Consider the following 17,062-nt stretch of genomic DNA (forward strand, 5'->3'; position numbering starts at 1 on the left):
AATTATTATTCATTTTTGTGAATTATTATGCAATAATTAAAATTTATTTATCATTAAATTCCTTTTGATAAATAAAAAAACTTGCTAACTATCTCTAATTAACAAGTTTTTTAAATTTAAGATTTTTATTCCAATGTAATATCTTTTAATCTATGAAGGGCTCTAGTGGACATTATATATTTTATTAAATTCTCTTCTTTATTTTCTTTAGAAGATTCTTTTATTTCAGCTATTATAACTCCATCAAATTCTAATCCTTTTGCTAAGTAAGACGGAATTATTACAACACCACCCTTATAAATTATATCTTCTCTATTAAATTTAACTACATGAATTTTATCTTTTATAATATCATATATTTGTTCTAATTGATTCTGGTCTTTTGTTATAATAGCTATACTATCTAACTTATCACCATTATATTCATTAATGCAATTTATTATCTTATCTCTAAAATCACCTTTATTTTTTACATTTATAGCTTCAACAGCCTTTCCATTTCTAACTAAAGGTGTTATTGAAGTTTCTTTTAAAAATTTATTTGCATAATCTATTATTTCAAAAGTACTTCTATAACTTCTATTTAAGTTAAAGACTTCAATATTATCTAAATTTAAAATATTATCTAAATTAAGCATAGCAGGAATTTCTGACACTTTATTTATTCTTTGATTTACATCTCCAACTATTGTGAAATACTTGCTTCCTGTCAATTCTTTTATTACTTTAAATTGAATTGGAGAATAGTCTTGTGCCTCATCTATTATTACATGACGATAACTTTGTTTTGCCTTTTTACCTTCAAGATTTATCATCAAATATAAAATAGGTGCTAAATCATTAGTTGTTAATATTTTATTGTTATTAAATTCCTTATATATTTTAACTATGCTTTTCTTTCCAAGCCAAGTTTCTATTTCTTGTCTTGAATTCATAACTTCTTTAACAATTTCCCTAACTTCTATACTTCTTTTAAACTCTATATTATTTTCTTCAATTAAAAGTTCTTCTGGCTTTAATGAAGATTTTAATTCATTTACTTTTTTATTTAATTCCCTAAACTTTTCATCTCTCTTATCTTTAATTTTAGAGATTAATATTCTTTTTATCTTTTCACTTCTCCTAAACAAAGGCATATATGCATAATGTTTTTCAAACATTTCTTTTATTTCATCTACCCCAACTACCTCTTCACCAAAATATTTAGCAGGTTCAATCTTAAAATAATTTAAATCCATATTTCTTATTAAAATATCTAAATCATCTATTATTTTTGTTGAATTTTTGTACTTAGTATCTTCTACAATTTGCTTATTACCAGAAACTAAAGCATCTAAATATTCCTCAAATCCTGCTATTTCTATTGGCTCTTCCAATTGCTCTGCTGCAAAATCTAAAAATGTCTGTTGTTTAACTTTTGATTCTCCAAGGCTTGGTAACACCTGTGATATATATTCCATAAATATGTGGTTTGGGCCTAAAATTAAAACTTTATCCTCAAGTTCTTTTCTATAATTATATAAAAGATATGCCACTCTATGAAGAGCTATAGTAGTTTTACCACTACCTGCTACACCATTTACAACTATATTCTTAGTTCTTTCCTTTCTTATTATCTCATCTTGTTCCTTTTGTATAGTCATAACTATATCTTTTAATTTTTCAGAAGAATTATTACTTAAGACCTCTTGTAAAATTTCATCTTTAATATCAACTTCAGAATCAAATATTCCCTTTAATTCACTCTTTTTAACTATTATTTGTCGTCTTTTTAAGATATCAGTTTTAACTTTTCCATCAGGTGCTGTATAATATGCTTCTCCTAAACTTCCATGATAAAATAATGATGCAATAGGTGCTCTCCAGTCAACAATTAACGGTTCAAAATCTCCTTCTGGAATAACTCCAAATCTTCCGATATACATTTCTTCTTCATCATCAAAATTAGAATCAATAAAATTTATCTTACCAAAATAAGGAGAACTTTTTAATGTAGTAAGTTCTTTTAATTTTTTATCTATAGAAGCAAAAGCCTGCTCCTTCATATATCTCTCATGATCAAAATATTCTATTAACTTATCTTCGTCATCTCTATACTCTTCTATAGCATTTTTTCTATAATCTAATATATATTCTGTTATTTCTTTTCTTTTATTTATATGATTTAGAACCTCTTTGTTTAATATATTTAAAGTATCTTCTAAATGCTTGTTCTCTATTAAAAAATCATTATTCTTTTCCATTTTTTCCTCCTCATAAATTTATTAATTTTAAAGAAAAAATATTTAACTGTAAAACTTTTCTATAAAATTAACAAAACCTAGAATTAATAATAAAAGTGAGCTATGTATTAGCATAACTCACTATATTGTAACTTACTTTGTTTTTAAAATTAGAATTAGAATAAATTATTATTTGAAGAATTGTCTTCATCATCTTTATTTTTTAATTCAAAATTTTCATCTGACAAATTTTCATTATCATTAGAACTTTGAATAGTCATATCTGACTTTTTAAAATCTAATTGTTCTTCATTTTCTTTTTCTAATTTTAATGTCGATTCTTCTAAAGCTTCTTCCTTCAAAGCCTCTTCTCTAGCTTTTTGAATAGCTTCTTCCTTTTCTCTTCTCTTAGCCATAGCTAATTCTCTCAACATTTCTTTTTCATACTTAGCTTTTTCATAAGCTTCTCTTTTTTCTGGATATTTTCCATAAACTATTTCCATGAACTCATCGCCCATTATAGTTTCTTTTTCTAATAAAACATTTGAAATTTCATCTAAAAGATCTTTGTTTTCACTTAATATAGTTCTTGCTTCTTTATGAGCTGTTCTAATTATAGCTAAAATTTCTTCATCAACTATAGTAGATGTTTGTTCTGAACAATTTCTAGAAGCTCTCGCATCTAAATATCTGTTATTTATAGACTCTAAAGCCATCATATCAAACCTATCACTCATACCATAAAGTGTAACCATATTTCTAGCAGATTGAGTTGCTCTTTCTATATCGTTAGATGCACCTGTAGTTATGCTACCAAATTTAACCTCTTCAGCAGCTCTACCTCCAAGCATAACAGCTATTTGATCTATCATTTCATCCTTAGATACTAAATATTTTTCTTCTTCTGGAAGTTGCATAGTATAACCTAATGCTCCCATTGTTCTTGGTATTATAGTTATTTTATGAACTGGATCAGTATTATTTAAAAGAGCTGCCACAAGAGCATGACCTACTTCATGATATGCAACTATACTCTTTTCTCTAGGAGACATTATCCTATCTTTCTTTTCCTTACCAGCTATAATAACCTCTACAGCTTCTTCTAAATCTTCTTGTATAACTTCACGTCTACCATGCTTGACTGCCCTTAAAGCTGCTTCATTTACCATATTAGCAAGGTCAGCTCCAACAGCACCTGGAGTAGATTTAGCTATAGCCTTTAAAGATACATCATCTGCAAGTTTTACATCTTTTGCATGTACCTTTAAAATAGCTTCTCTACCAATAAGGTCTGGACTATCAACTATAACCCTTCTATCAAATCTACCAGGTCTTAAAAGCGCTTTATCTAAGACTTCAGGTCTATTTGTAGCTGCAAGTATTACAACTCCTTTTGAAGAATCAAATCCATCCATTTCAGTTAAAAGTTGATTTAGAGTTTGTTCTCTTTCATCATTTCCTTGAATAGCACCATCTCTACTTTTACCTATAGCATCAATTTCATCTATAAATACTATACAAGGTGCTTTTTCCTCTGCTTGTTTAAACAAATCTCTTACTCTTGAAGCTCCCATACCAACAAACATTTCAACAAAATCAGAACCTGACATTGAGAAAAATGGTACTTTACACTCTCCTGCAACAGCTTTTGCAAGAAGTGTCTTACCAGTTCCTGGAGGCCCAACTAAAAGAGCACCCTTAGGTAGTTTAGCTCCAATTGCAGTATACTTTTGAGTATTATGCATAAAATCTACAATTTCTTTTAAAGATTCTTTTGCCTCATCTTGACCTGCAACATCATCAAAAGTAATTCCTGTTTCATCTTCTGCATAAAGCTTAGCATTATTCTTTCCAAAAGACATAACGCCTCCACCCATCTTTTTATCTATCTTTCCAAACATAAATCTTCCTAGTAGGAAAAATATTAAAAGTGGTGCTACCCAAGACAATATAAATTCTAAAATAGGATAATTTTGAGGTTGACTTACTGTTATTTGCACATTAGCTGAAAGTAATTCATTTACTAGCCCATCATCCTTAAGTCCTGCAACAGCAGGATTTGTTGTATAAAGAATTTTTCCGCTTTCTTGAGTATTTGCCTTAGGTTCAATTTGAATTTGATTACCCACAAAATCAACAGATTGTATTTCTTTATCTGAAATCATTTGTTTAAATTGAGTATAATCTATGCTTTGATACATCATTTCCTGTTTAACCACATTAAACATAAAGATTATACCAAAAACTATAGCAACATATATAAGTATATATCTAAGTTTTTTCTTATCTTTAAACATATTCCTTATCTTTTACTCCTTTTCTTATAATTATTTAACTAGGTAAGAAATCCTATTTTATTAAAAGGATATATCCTAAATCCAGCAACCGCTACTATGCTAGATGCTTTAATAAAAGGATCTGACCAATATCTTGAATCATAACTGTTAGCTCTATTATCCCCTAACATAAAGTAACAGCCAGCAGGAACCTTCCATTCACCATATTTTCCTCCTGGATATTTTACATAAGGCTGATTTAAAAGTTTACCATTTATATAAACATCTCCATTTTCATCTACAACCACTTTATCTCCAGGCGTTCCTATCACACGTTTTATAAGAAGTTCATTTGAGTAATTTGATTTAAATACCACTATCTCACCAGTTTTTAAATCATTAGCGTTAAATAATCTACTAACTAGTATTTGATCTCCAGCTTCTATAGTTGGAGCCATAGATGATGTAGGTACCACTATCTTAAATACTACAAATTTATTTATAAGAAATGCTAATCCTATGGCCGCAATAATTGGTATTATCCATCCGATTATAAAAGACTTTTTTTTAGTAACCTTAGTCTTATTATCACTCATCCTTTTGCCACATACCTTTCATCAATTCTTTTATTTTTTTGTTCCTTTCTATAGTTTTTTTCTCATCTAGTATATATTTTTCTTTTTCTTTTCTAATTATATATCCTTCTTTTAAAATTCCTACTATTAATTCTTTATTTATTTTTATAGTATTGAAATTTTCATCTTGACATATAACTAAATTATCCTCAATCCTATCTATTACCCAAAAATTCATATACTCTGAGACTCCTTTAAAATAAAGTATCACTTATAAGTATACCACATTACAACATTTTTTTATCATTTGTTATAGTATTTTTTTCATCAGTTTACATTACTATTTTAAATTTTTTACACACAATCATTTCTTATAATGTCATCATAAGATTCTCTTTTACAAGCTAATTTACTTTTTCCATTTGATACCATAACTACTGCTGCCCTTGGTATTCTGTTATAATTGCTTGCCATAGAATACCCATATGCTCCCGTACTTAAAACAGCTAATATATCTCCTGTTTTTGGTTCATTTAATCTTATATTGTCTATTAATATATCTCCAGATTCGCAACATTTCCCCGCAATAGTCACATCTTCAAACTTATCCCCTGAAACTCTATTTGCGATTAAACATTCATATTTAGCATTATAAAGGGCTGGTCTTATATTATCTGCCATTCCACCATCTACACACACATATTTTCGGATATTTTCTATTTCCTTAATAGCACCTATTGTATATAAAGTTGTTCCTGCATTTCCAATTAAACTTCTTCCAGGCTCTATTGAAAACACTGGTCTTGGGAAATTCAACTCTTCACAAACTTTTTCAGCAGTATCTAAGATAGCACTACAATACTCTTCAATTTCCTTTGGCTTATCTTCTTTAGTGTAATAAATTCCGAAGCCACCTCCAAAATCTATCTCCTTTATAAGATGACCTGTTTTTTTATAAATATTATTAGCTAAAGTAACCATTATTTTAGCATCATCTTTAAAAGGTTGTAAGTCAAATATTTGAGATCCTATATGACAATGAATTCCTGTTAATTCTATGTTCTCCAATTTTAAAACTTCATTTACCACATGTATTATTGATTCTTCAATTAATGGAAATCCAAATTTAGAATCTAATTGACCAGTCTTTATGTACTCATGAGTATGTGCTTCTATTCCAGGTGTTATTCTTAAATATATTTTTTGCACTTTATTATAAGATTTTGAGATACTATTTAAAACGTTAAGTTCACAAAAATTATCAACAACAAATCTACCAACCCCAAGTTTAACACCAAGCTCTATTTCATCTCTTGTTTTATTATTTCCATGAAAATATACATGTTCCAAAGGGAAATTTGCTTTATATGACGTATATAATTCTCCACCTGAAACAACATCTAAATAAAAACCTTCTTCTTTTAAAATATTACACATATACATATTTAAAAAAGCTTTTCCTGCATAAGTCACTCTATTTTTCTCAGATTCACAATAAAAAGCTTTATAATACCTTTTGCAATTGCTTCTTATAAGTTCCTCATTCATAACATATAGAGGAGTATTATATTCATTAACTAATTCAGAAATTTTAACCCCTCCTATAATTAATTCATTATCTTTAATATTCATAGCCCCAAATAATTTCATTATATATTCCTCCAAATTAATACAGTATTTTTCACTTTAAATAATATATAAAATCTAATTATTTTTCAAATATTTTAGAATTTTTTCAACAACTTTTTTACCTACTATATCTTCTTGCATTACTGACAAAGCTTCATCTAATTTCACCCATCCCATATCTTCAACTTCATCTGATTTTACAATCTCACCACTTTCATAGAAAGCCATATATGTTAACATTAAAATCTCCTTGCCTTCTACATAATCACTTCCTAAATATTTTATACCATTTACATTTAAACCTGATTCCTCTTTAACTTCTCTGATTGCAGCTTCTTCTGCTGTTTCATCAATTCCCACGTATCCAGTTAATAACACTTTAGAATTTTTAAATATATAACTTTGTTTCAATAATAATATATAATTTTCTTTCACAACTCCAATCATAATGCATGGTTTTGGTAAATTAAAAAATAACTCCTTATGAGTTTCACAAAAAGGAACACCACCTTCATCCCAACAGTATTTTATCACCAGTTTTTCCCCACATAAAGGACAATATTTATATTGCATAAACTCTCCTCACTTTTGTAACTTTATTTTTACAGAAGTTAGAAAATTAAATTTCTAATTTCTACACTATATAATTATATGCAAATATGCTTATTCTAAATTCTTTAACAAATTCAGTACATCTTAAAATATAGAATATATTTAAATGCTTATAATTATCTTATAAAAACTTATTTTATTATGTTTTATCATTATAATAAAGCAAAATATTATATTTATAAAGCACTAATTTATAAATATTTGACAAAAAGCTCCATAAGCATTTGCTTATGGAGCATATATAATTGGTGACCCATAGGAGAATCGAACTCCTGTTACCACCGTGAAAGGGTGGTGTCTTAACCGCTTGACCAATGGGCCTTATAAAAAATATTTAATTATATATTCTCTCAAAATTACACTAAGTATTAACATAAAGTTAATTAGGTCAAGCCCTCGACCTATTAGTATCAGTCAGCTAAATATGTTACCATACTTGCACCTCTGACCTATCAACCTTGTGTTCTTCAAGGGGTCTTACTAGCTTATGCTATGGGAAATCTCATCTTGAGGTGGGCTTCACGCTTAGATGCTTTCAGCGTTTATCCCTTCCCGACTTAGCTACCCAGCTGTGCTCCTGGCGGAACAACTGGTACACCAGAGGTCAGTCCATCCCGGTCCTCTCGTACTAAGGACAGCTCCTCTCAAATTTCCTACGCCCGCGACGGATAGGGACCGAACTGTCTCACGACGTTCTGAACCCAGCTCGCGTGCCGCTTTAATGGGCGAACAGCCCAACCCTTGGGACCTACTTCAGCCCCAGGATGCGACGAGCCGACATCGAGGTGCCAAACCTCCCCGTCGATGTGGACTCTTGGGGGAGATCAGCCTGTTATCCCCGAGGTAGCTTTTATCCGTTGAGCGATGGCCCTCCCACGAGGTACCACCGGATCACTAAGCCCGACTTTCGTCCCTGCTCCACTTGTGGGTGTCGCAGTCAGGCTCCCTTCTGCCTTTGCACTCTTCGAACGATTTCCGACCGTTCTGAGGGAACCTTTGGGCGCCTCCGTTACTTTTTAGGAGGCGACCGCCCCAGTCAAACTGCCCACCTAACAATGTCCTGTGACCAGATTCATGGCCGCCAGTTAGAACTTCAGTACTATCAGGGTGGTATCCCAACGTCGACTCCACTAAGGCTGACGCCCTAGTCTCTCAGTCTCCCACCTATCCTGTACAGACAATACCGAAATTCAATGCTAAGCTACAGTAAAGCTCTACGGGGTCTTTCCGTCCAATCGCGGGTAACCAGCATCTTCACTGGTACTACAACTTCGCCGGATTTGCAGTTGAGACAGTGCTCAAGTCATTACGCCATTCGTGCGGGTCAGAACTTACCTGACAAGGAATTTCGCTACCTTAGGACCGTTATAGTTACGGCCGCCGTTTACTGGGGCTTAAGTTCACACCTTCGCTTACGCTAAGTGTTCCCCTTAACCTTCCAGCACCGGGCAGGCGTCAGCCCCTATACATCAGCTTACGCTTTAGCAGAGACCTGTGTTTTTGCTAAACAGTTGCTTGAGCCTATTCTCTGCGGCCTACTCTCATAGGCATCCCTTATTGCTAACTTACGGGATCAATTTGCCGAGTTCCTTAACTGCAATTCTTCCGCCGGCCTTAGGATTCTCTCCTCACCTACCTGTGTCGGTTTGCGGTACGGGCACTACTTCTCTCTCTAGACGCTTTTCTTGGCAGCGTGGAATCATGTACTTCGGTTCCGTAGAACCTTCCCCATAACATCTCATCATTATTACAACGGATTTGCCTATTGTAACTGACTAAATGCTTAGACTAGCATCCAATAGCTAGCACACACTATCCTCCTGCGTCACGCCATCGATAATAACGATGGTAGTGGTACTGGAATATCAACCAGTTGTCCATCACCTACGCCTTTCGGCCTCGGCTTAGGTCCCGACTAACCCTCAGCGGACGAGCCTTCCTGAGGAAACCTTAGGTATTCGGCCTGTAGGATTCTCACCTACATCTCGCTACTAATGCCAACATTCTCACTCGTAATCAGTCCACCACTCCTTACGGTATGACTTCAGCCCGATTACGACGCTCCTCTACCGCTTGAATAAATTCAAGCCCGTAGCTTCGGTGGTAAGTTTTAGCCCCGAACATCTTCGGCGCAGGATCTCTCGACTAGTGAGCTATTACGCACTCTTTTAATGAGTGGCTGCTTCTAAGCCAACATCCTAGTTGTCTTAGAAATCCCACATCCTTTTCCACTTAACTTACACTTTGGGACCTTAGCTGACGATCTGGGCTGTTTCCCTTTTGACCACGGATCTTATCATTCGTAGTCTGACTGCCGAACTTATAGTATATGGCATTCGGAGTTTGATAAGGTTCGGTAAGCGCTATGCCCCCTAGCCCATTCAGTGCTCTACCTCCATTACTCATATTCGACGCTAGCCCTAAAGCTATTTCGAGGAGAACCAGCTATCTCCGAGTTCGATTGGAATTTCTCCGCTATCCACAGCTCATCCCATGCTTTTTCAACAGCAACGTGGTTCGGTCCTCCACGAGGTTTTACCCTCGCTTCAACCTGGCCATGGATAGGTCACCCGGTTTCGGGTCTACGACATGCAACTAGTTGCCCTATTAAGACTTGGTTTCCCTTCGGCTCCGTACCTTAAGTACTTAACCTTGCTACATATCGTAACTCGTTGGCTCGTTCTACAAAAAGCACATCATCGCACACATAAGGTGCTTTGATCGGTTGTAGACATATGGTTTCAGGTTCTATTTCACTCCCCTCCCGGGGTTCTTTTCACCTTTCCCTCACGGTACTGCTTCACTATCGGTCATCAGGTAGTATTTAGCCTTGGGAGGTGGTCCTCCCTGCTTCCCACAAGGTTTCACGTGTCTCGTAGTACTCTGGATTAGAACTTGATTACTCTAACTTTCATTTACAGGACTATTACCTTCTACGGTAGAGCTTTCCAGCTCTCTTCAATTAGTTATAGTTTCTCGTTATGTTCTATCCACAACCCCGGAAACAAGTTTCCGGTTTGGGCTCTTTCCCTTTCGCTCGCCGCTACTTAGAAAATCGATTTTTCTTTCTCTTCCTCTAGGTACTTAGATGTTTCAGTTCCCTAGGTTTACCCTCGTTAACCTATTTATTCAGTTAACGATACATGGGGTTTCCCATGTGAGTTTCCTCATTCGGAAATCTTTGGATCTCAGACTATGTGCGTCTACCCAAAGCTTATCGCAGCTTATCACGTCCTTCATCGGCTCCTGATGCCAAGGCATTCACCATACGCCCTTTGTAGCTTGACCTTTGTTTCTATCTTTTAGATAGTTGCAATCAATTTTACAAAGAATAGTAAATTTAATTGGCTTTACTCTATTTATTAATACTTATGTGTAATTTTCAAAGAACATAATTTTGAAAGAACTTAATCTTTCAAAATTAAACAGATATTTAAGAAGCATTCTTTATTATCATCTTAGTTTTCTTAAGATGTTCTTCCTTAGAAAGGAGGTGATCCAGCCGCAGGTTCTCCTACGGCTACCTTGTTACGACTTCACCCCAATCGCTGACCCTACCTTCGGCCGCTGCCTCCTTACGGTTAGCTTACGGACTTCGGGTATTGCCAACTCTCATGGTGTGACGGGCGGTGTGTACAAGACCCGGGAACGTATTCACCGCGACATTCTGATTCGCGATTACTAGCAACTCCAGCTTCATGTAGGCGAGTTTCAGCCTACAATCCGAACTGAGACAAGTTTTTGAGTTTTGCTCCACTTCACAGTATTGCTTCTCTTTGTACTTGCCATTGTAGCACGTGTGTAGCCCTAGACATAAGGGGCATGATGATTTGACGTCATCCCCACCTTCCTCCCGGTTAACCCGGGCAGTCTCGCTAGAGTGGTCAACTTAATGGTACCAACTAACAATAAGGGTTGCGCTCGTTGCGGGACTTAACCCAACATCTCACGACACGAGCTGACGACAACCATGCACCACCTGTGTTCCTGTTCCCGAAGGAATTTCCCACATTACTGGTAATTCAGGACATGTCAAGTCTAGGTAAGGTTCTTCGCGTTGCTTCGAATTAAACCACATGCTCCGCTGCTTGTGCGGGTCCCCGTCAATTCCTTTGAGTTTTAATCTTGCGACCGTACTCCCCAGGCGGAATACTTAATGCGTTAGCGGCGGCACAGAGGCTTGGGGCCCCTACACCTAGTATTCATCGTTTACGGCGTGGACTACCAGGGTATCTAATCCTGTTTGCTCCCCACGCTTTCGAGCCTCAGCGTCAGTTACAGTCCAGAGAATCGCCTTCGCCACTGGTGTTCTTCCTAATCTCTACGCATTTCACCGCTACACTAGGAATTCCATTCTCCTCTCCTGCACTCTAGATATCCAGTTTGGAATGCAGCTCCCAAGTTAAGCTCGGGTATTTCACATCCCACTTAAATATCCGCCTACGCTCCCTTTACGCCCAGTAAATCCGGATAACGCTTGCCACCTACGTATTACCGCGGCTGCTGGCACGTAGTTAGCCGTGGCTTCCTCCTTAGGTACCGTCATTATCGTCCCTAAAGACAGAGCTTTACAATCCGAAGACCTTCATCACTCACGCGGCGTTGCTGCATCAGGGTTTCCCCCATTGTGCAATATTCCCCACTGCTGCCTCCCGTAGGAGTCTGGACCGTATCTCAGTTCCAATGTGGCCGATCACCCTCTCAGGTCGGCTACGCATCGTCGCCTTGGTGAGCCGTTACCTCACCAACTAGCTAATGCGCCGCAGGCCCATCTCATAGCGAATTGCTCCTTTAATTGTTAAAAGATGCCTTTCAACAACATTATGCGGTATTAATCTTCCTTTCGGAAGGCTATTCCCCTCTATGAGGCAGGTTGCCCACGTGTTACTCACCCGTCCGCCGCTAGAAAAGCTCCGAAGAACTTTTCCCGCTCGACTTGCATGTGTTAAGCACGCCGCCAGCGTTCATCCTGAGCCAGGATCAAACTCTCAAATTAAAATATACTAATTTCTTAGTTTTTATTTGAGTTTAATCTACTCATATTACTTATAAAAGAATTGCTGGTTTACTTAAATTATCTGTTTAATTTTCAAAGACCATTGTTTTTCTTTTTTCTTTATCGCCCTCAAGCGACTTTTTTAGTTTAACATCTAATCAAACACTTGTCAACAAGTTTTTTTAATTTTCAAATCTTACTCTTGACTTTTAAATTAAATGTTTTCTTGCGACAGGTGTTATCTTATCATTTTTTTAATACATTTGTCAACAAATTTTTCAAAATTATTTTTTGATTATATTTTTAACTATTTTTATTCCACATGAATTCATCTCATAAAATGAAAATAGGTTTATTATATCAGCGTTATGCTCTGGTGAATCATAAGTATCTACCGAATTTATAGGCACTATTACATTTATATCTTTATTTATAACATTTAAATAGGCTTTTAATGTTTGTGCAAATTGCTTAACACAAACCTCCGTTATACATCCACATAATACAAAATTTTTATAACCATCTCTAACAAAACTATCTATATATTTTTTTGTTTCTTCTTCTAAAAAAGCATTAGTAGATGATTTTTTTATTATCATAATATCATTAAATTGTTTTATTTCATCTACTATCTCACTCTCATAACTATTTTCTAAACAGTGTACTGGATATGATTTAAATTCTAAACATTCCTTTTTATGCGAATCAGTAAATGCTATTATAGGATTATTAAAACTATTAAAAATTTCTACATCCTCAACTATACTTGGTATTAGTTTTTCTACTCTCTTACTACTTAAAGGCCCACTTTTAGCAAACCCGTTATTCATATCAATAATAAATAACACTGATTTATTATCTATACAAAATTCTTCAACATTATTTAATTTAATAAAATTTAAATCACTCATAAAATCCTCCTTTACTTTCCATAATAATGTGATTTTGTAAAATTAAACTTTTATAGTATCATTTATAAAAACATACTATGAAAATTATATATTATTATGTTTTATAAATTCAATATTTTAACTATCTTCAACATTGCTTTTTCTCATTCTTTCCTATATTATTTTAATGTATATATTCATATAATATATAAATACTATTAATAAGCACAATTATATAAATAATATTTATCAATGGAATTTTAATTTAAATTATTATGATTTATTAGAACCATTATTTAATTACAATTTTTTAGGGAGGAAAACAAATGAAAAACATTTTTACAAGTAATAAAACTTATATAAAGTTATTTTTTGTAATAATTGCTTCATATGTATGTATATCTATTATACAAAATATATTTTCTAATGAATCAATTTTTCAAACTATTTATAAGATAATAGCTCCTTTTCTGTTTGCCTTCATTATTGCTTATATTTTAAATCCTATAGTAAATCTTTTTAATAAAAAACTAAAAATCAACAGATATCTTAGTATAGCTATAACATATGTATTATTTTTATCTGTAATAGCTATTATTTTAATGATTTTAATTCCTAAAATATACACTAGTTCAATAGAAGTTATACATAACATTCCTAATATAGAAAATTATTTTAGAAATATGTTTGGTTACAGTAATTCTCAACATAATGGCTATTCTAATATATTAGTTTCTGTTAAAAATAATCTACCTACATTAAGCAGTAAATTAAACTCAATTTCAGGAATATTAATTAGTGGAGCTATTTCATTTACAAGTTCACTAATTCATCTGCTTTTTGGATTTTTAATATCAATATATGTATTAATTGATAAAGATAGATTTTTAACTTTTTCTAAAAAATTAACTTTTATTATTTTAGGAAAAAGGTTTGGACGTGAAGCAATATATTTTGTAAAAACTGTTCATTATATGATTGGTAGCTATATTGGAATAAAAGCTATAGATTCAGCTATAATAGCTGGTATGGCTTTTGTAGGTCTTAGCTTATTAGGCTCTCATTATGTACTTTTAATAACAGCTATAGTTGGAGTAGCAAATATGATTCCTTATTTTGGTCCATTTATAGGAATGGTAAGTGGTGCTTTAATAAATCTTTTCTTTGACCCTATTCAAGCTATTATAATATTTTTATATATTTTAGCACTTCAACAATTTGATGGCTGGTTTTTAGAGCCTAAACTTATAGGAAATAGACTTGGTCTTAGACCGTTTCTTGTTATATTAGGTGTTATAGTTGGAGGTAGCTTATATGGGCCTATAGGAATGCTTCTTGGAAGCCCTATCATGGCTGTTATAAAAATTTATACTATAAGATTTCTCAATAAATTCAAATACAAATATGAAGACGAAGTTTAATTAATAAAAAAATGAAGTAAGTTCCCTCTTGCTTCATTTTTTTAATCTTTTAATTTATAAATATTTATCAAATGCACTCTCCATATTTCTTTATTACATAAATAATTTTACTTGTCCATTAATTTTTTATTTTCAAAATTACTATATCTGCTTTTTCATAACCACAATCAATTTTAAATATTACATCTCCTTTAAATAATAAAGAACCTTCAGTAACAAAACATTCTATATTACCTTTAATAATCTCTTTATTGTTTAAATATAGAAAAAGCATATATCCATCATATGTTTTAATTATAATTTCAGCATTATAGCTATCTATCTTTTTTACTACCCCAGATACTGGAGATAATAATAATTTATTCTTTAACACTATTTCATTTTTATTTAATATATTATTTTCTTTACTATAATTATACGATATAGTATTTCTACCATAAAAAGCTTCCACATAAAACACCTCTCTACCTATTTTACATTTATATAATATTAACTTTTTTATCCCTAGTGATAGTGCAAATTAATACTATATCAATTTAAAATATAATCTATGTATTATATATACGTTTTCTCAAAATATTTTATAACTTAAATTATATGCTATTTATCAATATATATGTTATTTATTTGTTTTTAACTTTTTTGACTAATTTTTAATGTTTTTAAAAGTTTTTTTATTTTTTTAAATGTTTTTGAAAGTTTTTGCTTGATTTTTACTTTTTATTGTTTTATAATAATATCGTAAACAGTTACAAAGAGGTGAGCTTAATGCTAACAGAAAAACGATATGAAATTATATTATCATTACTAAAAGAAAAAGGATTGATTAAAGTAACTGAACTTATGGATTCTACAAATACGTCAGAATCAACTATTAGACGTGATTTATGTACTCTTGAATCTAAAGGATTACTCCAAAGAATACATGGTGGTGCAAAAAGCATTAATTACACGTCAAAGGAATTAAGCTTTAAAGAAAAATCAACCAAAAACATTCATGAAAAAAACATTTTAGCAAAATATGCAGCTTCACTTATCGAAGATGGTGAATGTATATTTTTAGATGCTGGTACATCAACTTATGAAATTATTAAATATTTACGTAATAAAGATATTTTAGTTGTTACAACTGGATTAAATCATATAGATGCATTAGTTGATAATGATATTAGATGTTATATGATTGGAGGAAATGTAAAGTTAAACACTAAAGCCATAGTTGGTTCCCATGCTATAAAATGCTTAAATAAGTTTAGATTTGATAAATGTTTTATTGGTACTAATGGAATCGATTTAAAAGCAGGATTCACAACGCCAGATTGTGAAGAAGCTAGTATAAAAAGTTGTGCTATAGATAATTCAAAAATATCTTTTATTTTAGCTGATAACTCAAAATTTAATGAAATTAGTTTTGTAAAATTTTCTGAGTTAGAAAAATGTATAATAATCACTAATAAAGAAAATGGTATAAATGAGTATAAAGAAATTACAGATATAAAGGTGGTAGTTAAATAATGATATACACTTTAACTTTAAATCCTTCTATTGACTATGTGGTTAATGTAAATAATTTAACGTTAGGAAAAATCAATAGAACTTTAGAAGATATAAAATTCCCTGGTGGAAAAGGTATAAATGTTTCTAGAATATTAAGTAATCAACATGTTAGTAATGTAGCCCTTGGTTTTATAGGTGGATTTACTGGAGAATTTGTTGAGAAATCATTAAAAGATTTAAATATCCATACTGATTTTATTAAAGTTTCTGAAGATACAAGAATTAATGTAAAGGTTAAATCTAACACAGAAACTGAAATAAATGGTGCTGGTCCTAAAATAACCGACTCAGAACTTCAAAGTTTATTTAATAAACTTTCAGAATTGAAAACTAATGATATATTAGTGCTTGCTGGAAATATACAAAATACTCTTCCAAGCACATTATATTCTAAAATTCAAAATTTAGTTTCTAAAAATGGTGTTAAAGTTGTAGTTGATACTTCTGGAAATGCTTTATTAGAAGCAGTAAAAAATAAACCTTTTTTAATAAAACCAAATAACCACGAAATTGAAGAAATATTTAATGTAAAGATTAATAATACTGATGAACTTATAACCTATGGAAAAAAACTTAATGAAATGGGTGCTGAAAATGTAATTATTTCTCTTGCAGGTGACGGAGCTCTTCTTATATGTTCTCAAGGAGTCTTCTTTGGAAATGCTCCTAAAGGAGAGGTTAAAAATTCAGTTGGCGCTGGTGATTCATTAGTTGGAGGCTTTCTAGCAGAATACTCTAAATCCTCTGATTTACTAAAAGCATTTAAGAATGGAATAGCCTCTGGTAGTGCTAGTGCCTTTTCATTAGACTTATGTGAAGAAGAATTTGTAAAAAAATTATTGCCAATTATAAATATAGTTCCATATAAAAATTAATTAGGAGGA

General features: G+C 32.4%; 11 protein-coding genes, 1 tRNA gene and 2 rRNA genes. 3 read left to right on the plus strand and 11 right to left on the minus strand.

Annotated elements, in window-relative coordinates; all coding sequences use genetic code 11:
• Positions 1-125: 125 nt before the first annotated feature.
• From DR020_RS02405 to DR020_RS02450, 10 genes are all read right to left on the minus strand, one after another.
• Positions 126-2,243 carry a HelD family protein gene (locus DR020_RS02405; RefSeq protein WP_112365172.1) on the minus strand — a complete coding sequence of 706 codons (2,118 nt, stop codon included), beginning with the start codon at positions 2,241-2,243 and terminating at the stop codon, positions 126-128.
• A gap of 155 nt (positions 2,244-2,398) precedes the next feature.
• Positions 2,399-4,519: an ATP-dependent zinc metalloprotease FtsH gene (gene ftsH / locus DR020_RS02410; protein WP_112365173.1), complete on the minus strand. Its 2,121-nt coding sequence runs from the start codon at positions 4,517-4,519 to the stop codon at positions 2,399-2,401.
• Between the two features lie 38 nt (positions 4,520-4,557).
• Positions 4,558-5,094: a signal peptidase I gene (gene lepB / locus DR020_RS02415; RefSeq protein ID WP_055258126.1), complete on the minus strand. Its 537-nt coding sequence runs from the start codon at positions 5,092-5,094 to the stop codon at positions 4,558-4,560.
• Complete coding sequence (locus tag DR020_RS02420) at positions 5,087-5,311, minus strand: DUF3006 domain-containing protein (RefSeq protein WP_055258124.1); 225 nt, start codon at positions 5,309-5,311, stop codon at positions 5,087-5,089. The genes lepB and DR020_RS02420 overlap by 8 nt, the downstream gene beginning before the upstream one ends.
• A gap of 116 nt (positions 5,312-5,427) precedes the next feature.
• On the minus strand, positions 5,428-6,723 hold the full coding sequence (gene lysA, locus DR020_RS02425) for a diaminopimelate decarboxylase (protein ID WP_112365174.1): 1,296 nt from the start codon (positions 6,721-6,723) through the stop codon (positions 5,428-5,430).
• A 54-nt stretch (positions 6,724-6,777) separates the two neighbouring features.
• On the minus strand, positions 6,778-7,275 hold the full coding sequence (locus DR020_RS02430) for an NAD(+) diphosphatase (protein WP_112365175.1): 498 nt from the start codon (positions 7,273-7,275) through the stop codon (positions 6,778-6,780).
• 285 nt (positions 7,276-7,560) lie between these two features.
• A tRNA-Glu gene (locus tag DR020_RS02435) sits at positions 7,561-7,635 on the minus strand.
• 63 nt (positions 7,636-7,698) lie between these two features.
• A 23S ribosomal RNA gene (locus DR020_RS02440) occupies positions 7,699-10,602 on the minus strand.
• Positions 10,603-10,800: 198 nt separating this feature from the next.
• Positions 10,801-12,310 (minus strand): 16S ribosomal RNA (locus DR020_RS02445).
• The 16S and 23S rRNA genes sit together here with 1 tRNA gene alongside, the layout of an rRNA operon.
• 284 nt (positions 12,311-12,594) lie before the next feature.
• Positions 12,595-13,221 (minus strand): isochorismatase family cysteine hydrolase, encoded by a 627-nt coding sequence (locus tag DR020_RS02450; RefSeq protein ID WP_112365176.1) that lies wholly within the window; start codon positions 13,219-13,221, stop codon positions 12,595-12,597.
• Positions 13,222-13,526: 305 nt separating this feature from the next.
• On the opposite strand from DR020_RS02450, the gene DR020_RS02455 reads away from it, so the two are divergent.
• On the plus strand, positions 13,527-14,621 hold the full coding sequence (locus tag DR020_RS02455) for an AI-2E family transporter (RefSeq protein WP_112365177.1): 1,095 nt from the start codon (positions 13,527-13,529) through the stop codon (positions 14,619-14,621).
• Positions 14,622-14,739: 118 nt separating this feature from the next.
• On the opposite strand, the gene DR020_RS02460 is transcribed toward DR020_RS02455, so the two are convergent.
• A complete protein-coding gene (locus DR020_RS02460) occupies positions 14,740-15,072 on the minus strand; it encodes a hypothetical protein (RefSeq protein WP_055260182.1) in 333 nt (110 codons plus the stop codon).
• 317 nt (positions 15,073-15,389) lie between these two features.
• Between DR020_RS02460 and DR020_RS02465 the strand changes: the two genes are divergently transcribed.
• Positions 15,390-16,136 (plus strand): DeoR/GlpR family DNA-binding transcription regulator, encoded by a 747-nt coding sequence (locus tag DR020_RS02465; RefSeq protein WP_055260181.1) that lies wholly within the window; start codon positions 15,390-15,392, stop codon positions 16,134-16,136.
• A complete protein-coding gene (gene pfkB / locus DR020_RS02470) occupies positions 16,136-17,053 on the plus strand; it encodes a 1-phosphofructokinase (RefSeq protein WP_112365178.1) in 918 nt (305 codons plus the stop codon). The genes DR020_RS02465 and pfkB overlap by 1 nt, the downstream gene beginning before the upstream one ends.
• The last annotated feature ends 9 nt before the right edge of the window (positions 17,054-17,062 follow it).

The sequence above is a fragment of the Sarcina ventriculi genome (assembly GCF_900456775.1).
Classification (GTDB): domain Bacteria; phylum Bacillota; class Clostridia; order Clostridiales; family Clostridiaceae; genus Sarcina; species Sarcina ventriculi.

What these genes read in the sequence shown, in the direction of transcription:
- DR020_RS02465 (WP_055260181.1), top strand. Translation starts at nt 15,390, where the DNA reads ATGCTAACAGAAAAACGATATGAAATTATATTATCATTACTAAAAGAA.
- DR020_RS02450 (WP_112365176.1), bottom strand. Translation starts at nt 13,221, where the DNA reads ATGAGTGATTTAAATTTTATTAAATTAAATAATGTTGAAGAATTTTGT.
- ftsH (WP_112365173.1), bottom strand. Translation starts at nt 4,519, where the DNA reads ATGTTTAAAGATAAGAAAAAACTTAGATATATACTTATATATGTTGCT.
- DR020_RS02420 (WP_055258124.1), bottom strand. Translation starts at nt 5,311, where the DNA reads ATGAATTTTTGGGTAATAGATAGGATTGAGGATAATTTAGTTATATGT.
- lepB (WP_055258126.1), bottom strand. Translation starts at nt 5,094, where the DNA reads ATGAGTGATAATAAGACTAAGGTTACTAAAAAAAAGTCTTTTATAATC.
- DR020_RS02430 (WP_112365175.1), bottom strand. Translation starts at nt 7,275, where the DNA reads ATGCAATATAAATATTGTCCTTTATGTGGGGAAAAACTGGTGATAAAA.
- DR020_RS02455 (WP_112365177.1), top strand. Translation starts at nt 13,527, where the DNA reads ATGAAAAACATTTTTACAAGTAATAAAACTTATATAAAGTTATTTTTT.
- lysA (WP_112365174.1), bottom strand. Translation starts at nt 6,723, where the DNA reads ATGAAATTATTTGGGGCTATGAATATTAAAGATAATGAATTAATTATA.
- DR020_RS02405 (WP_112365172.1), bottom strand. Translation starts at nt 2,243, where the DNA reads ATGGAAAAGAATAATGATTTTTTAATAGAGAACAAGCATTTAGAAGAT.
- pfkB (WP_112365178.1), top strand. Translation starts at nt 16,136, where the DNA reads ATGATATACACTTTAACTTTAAATCCTTCTATTGACTATGTGGTTAAT.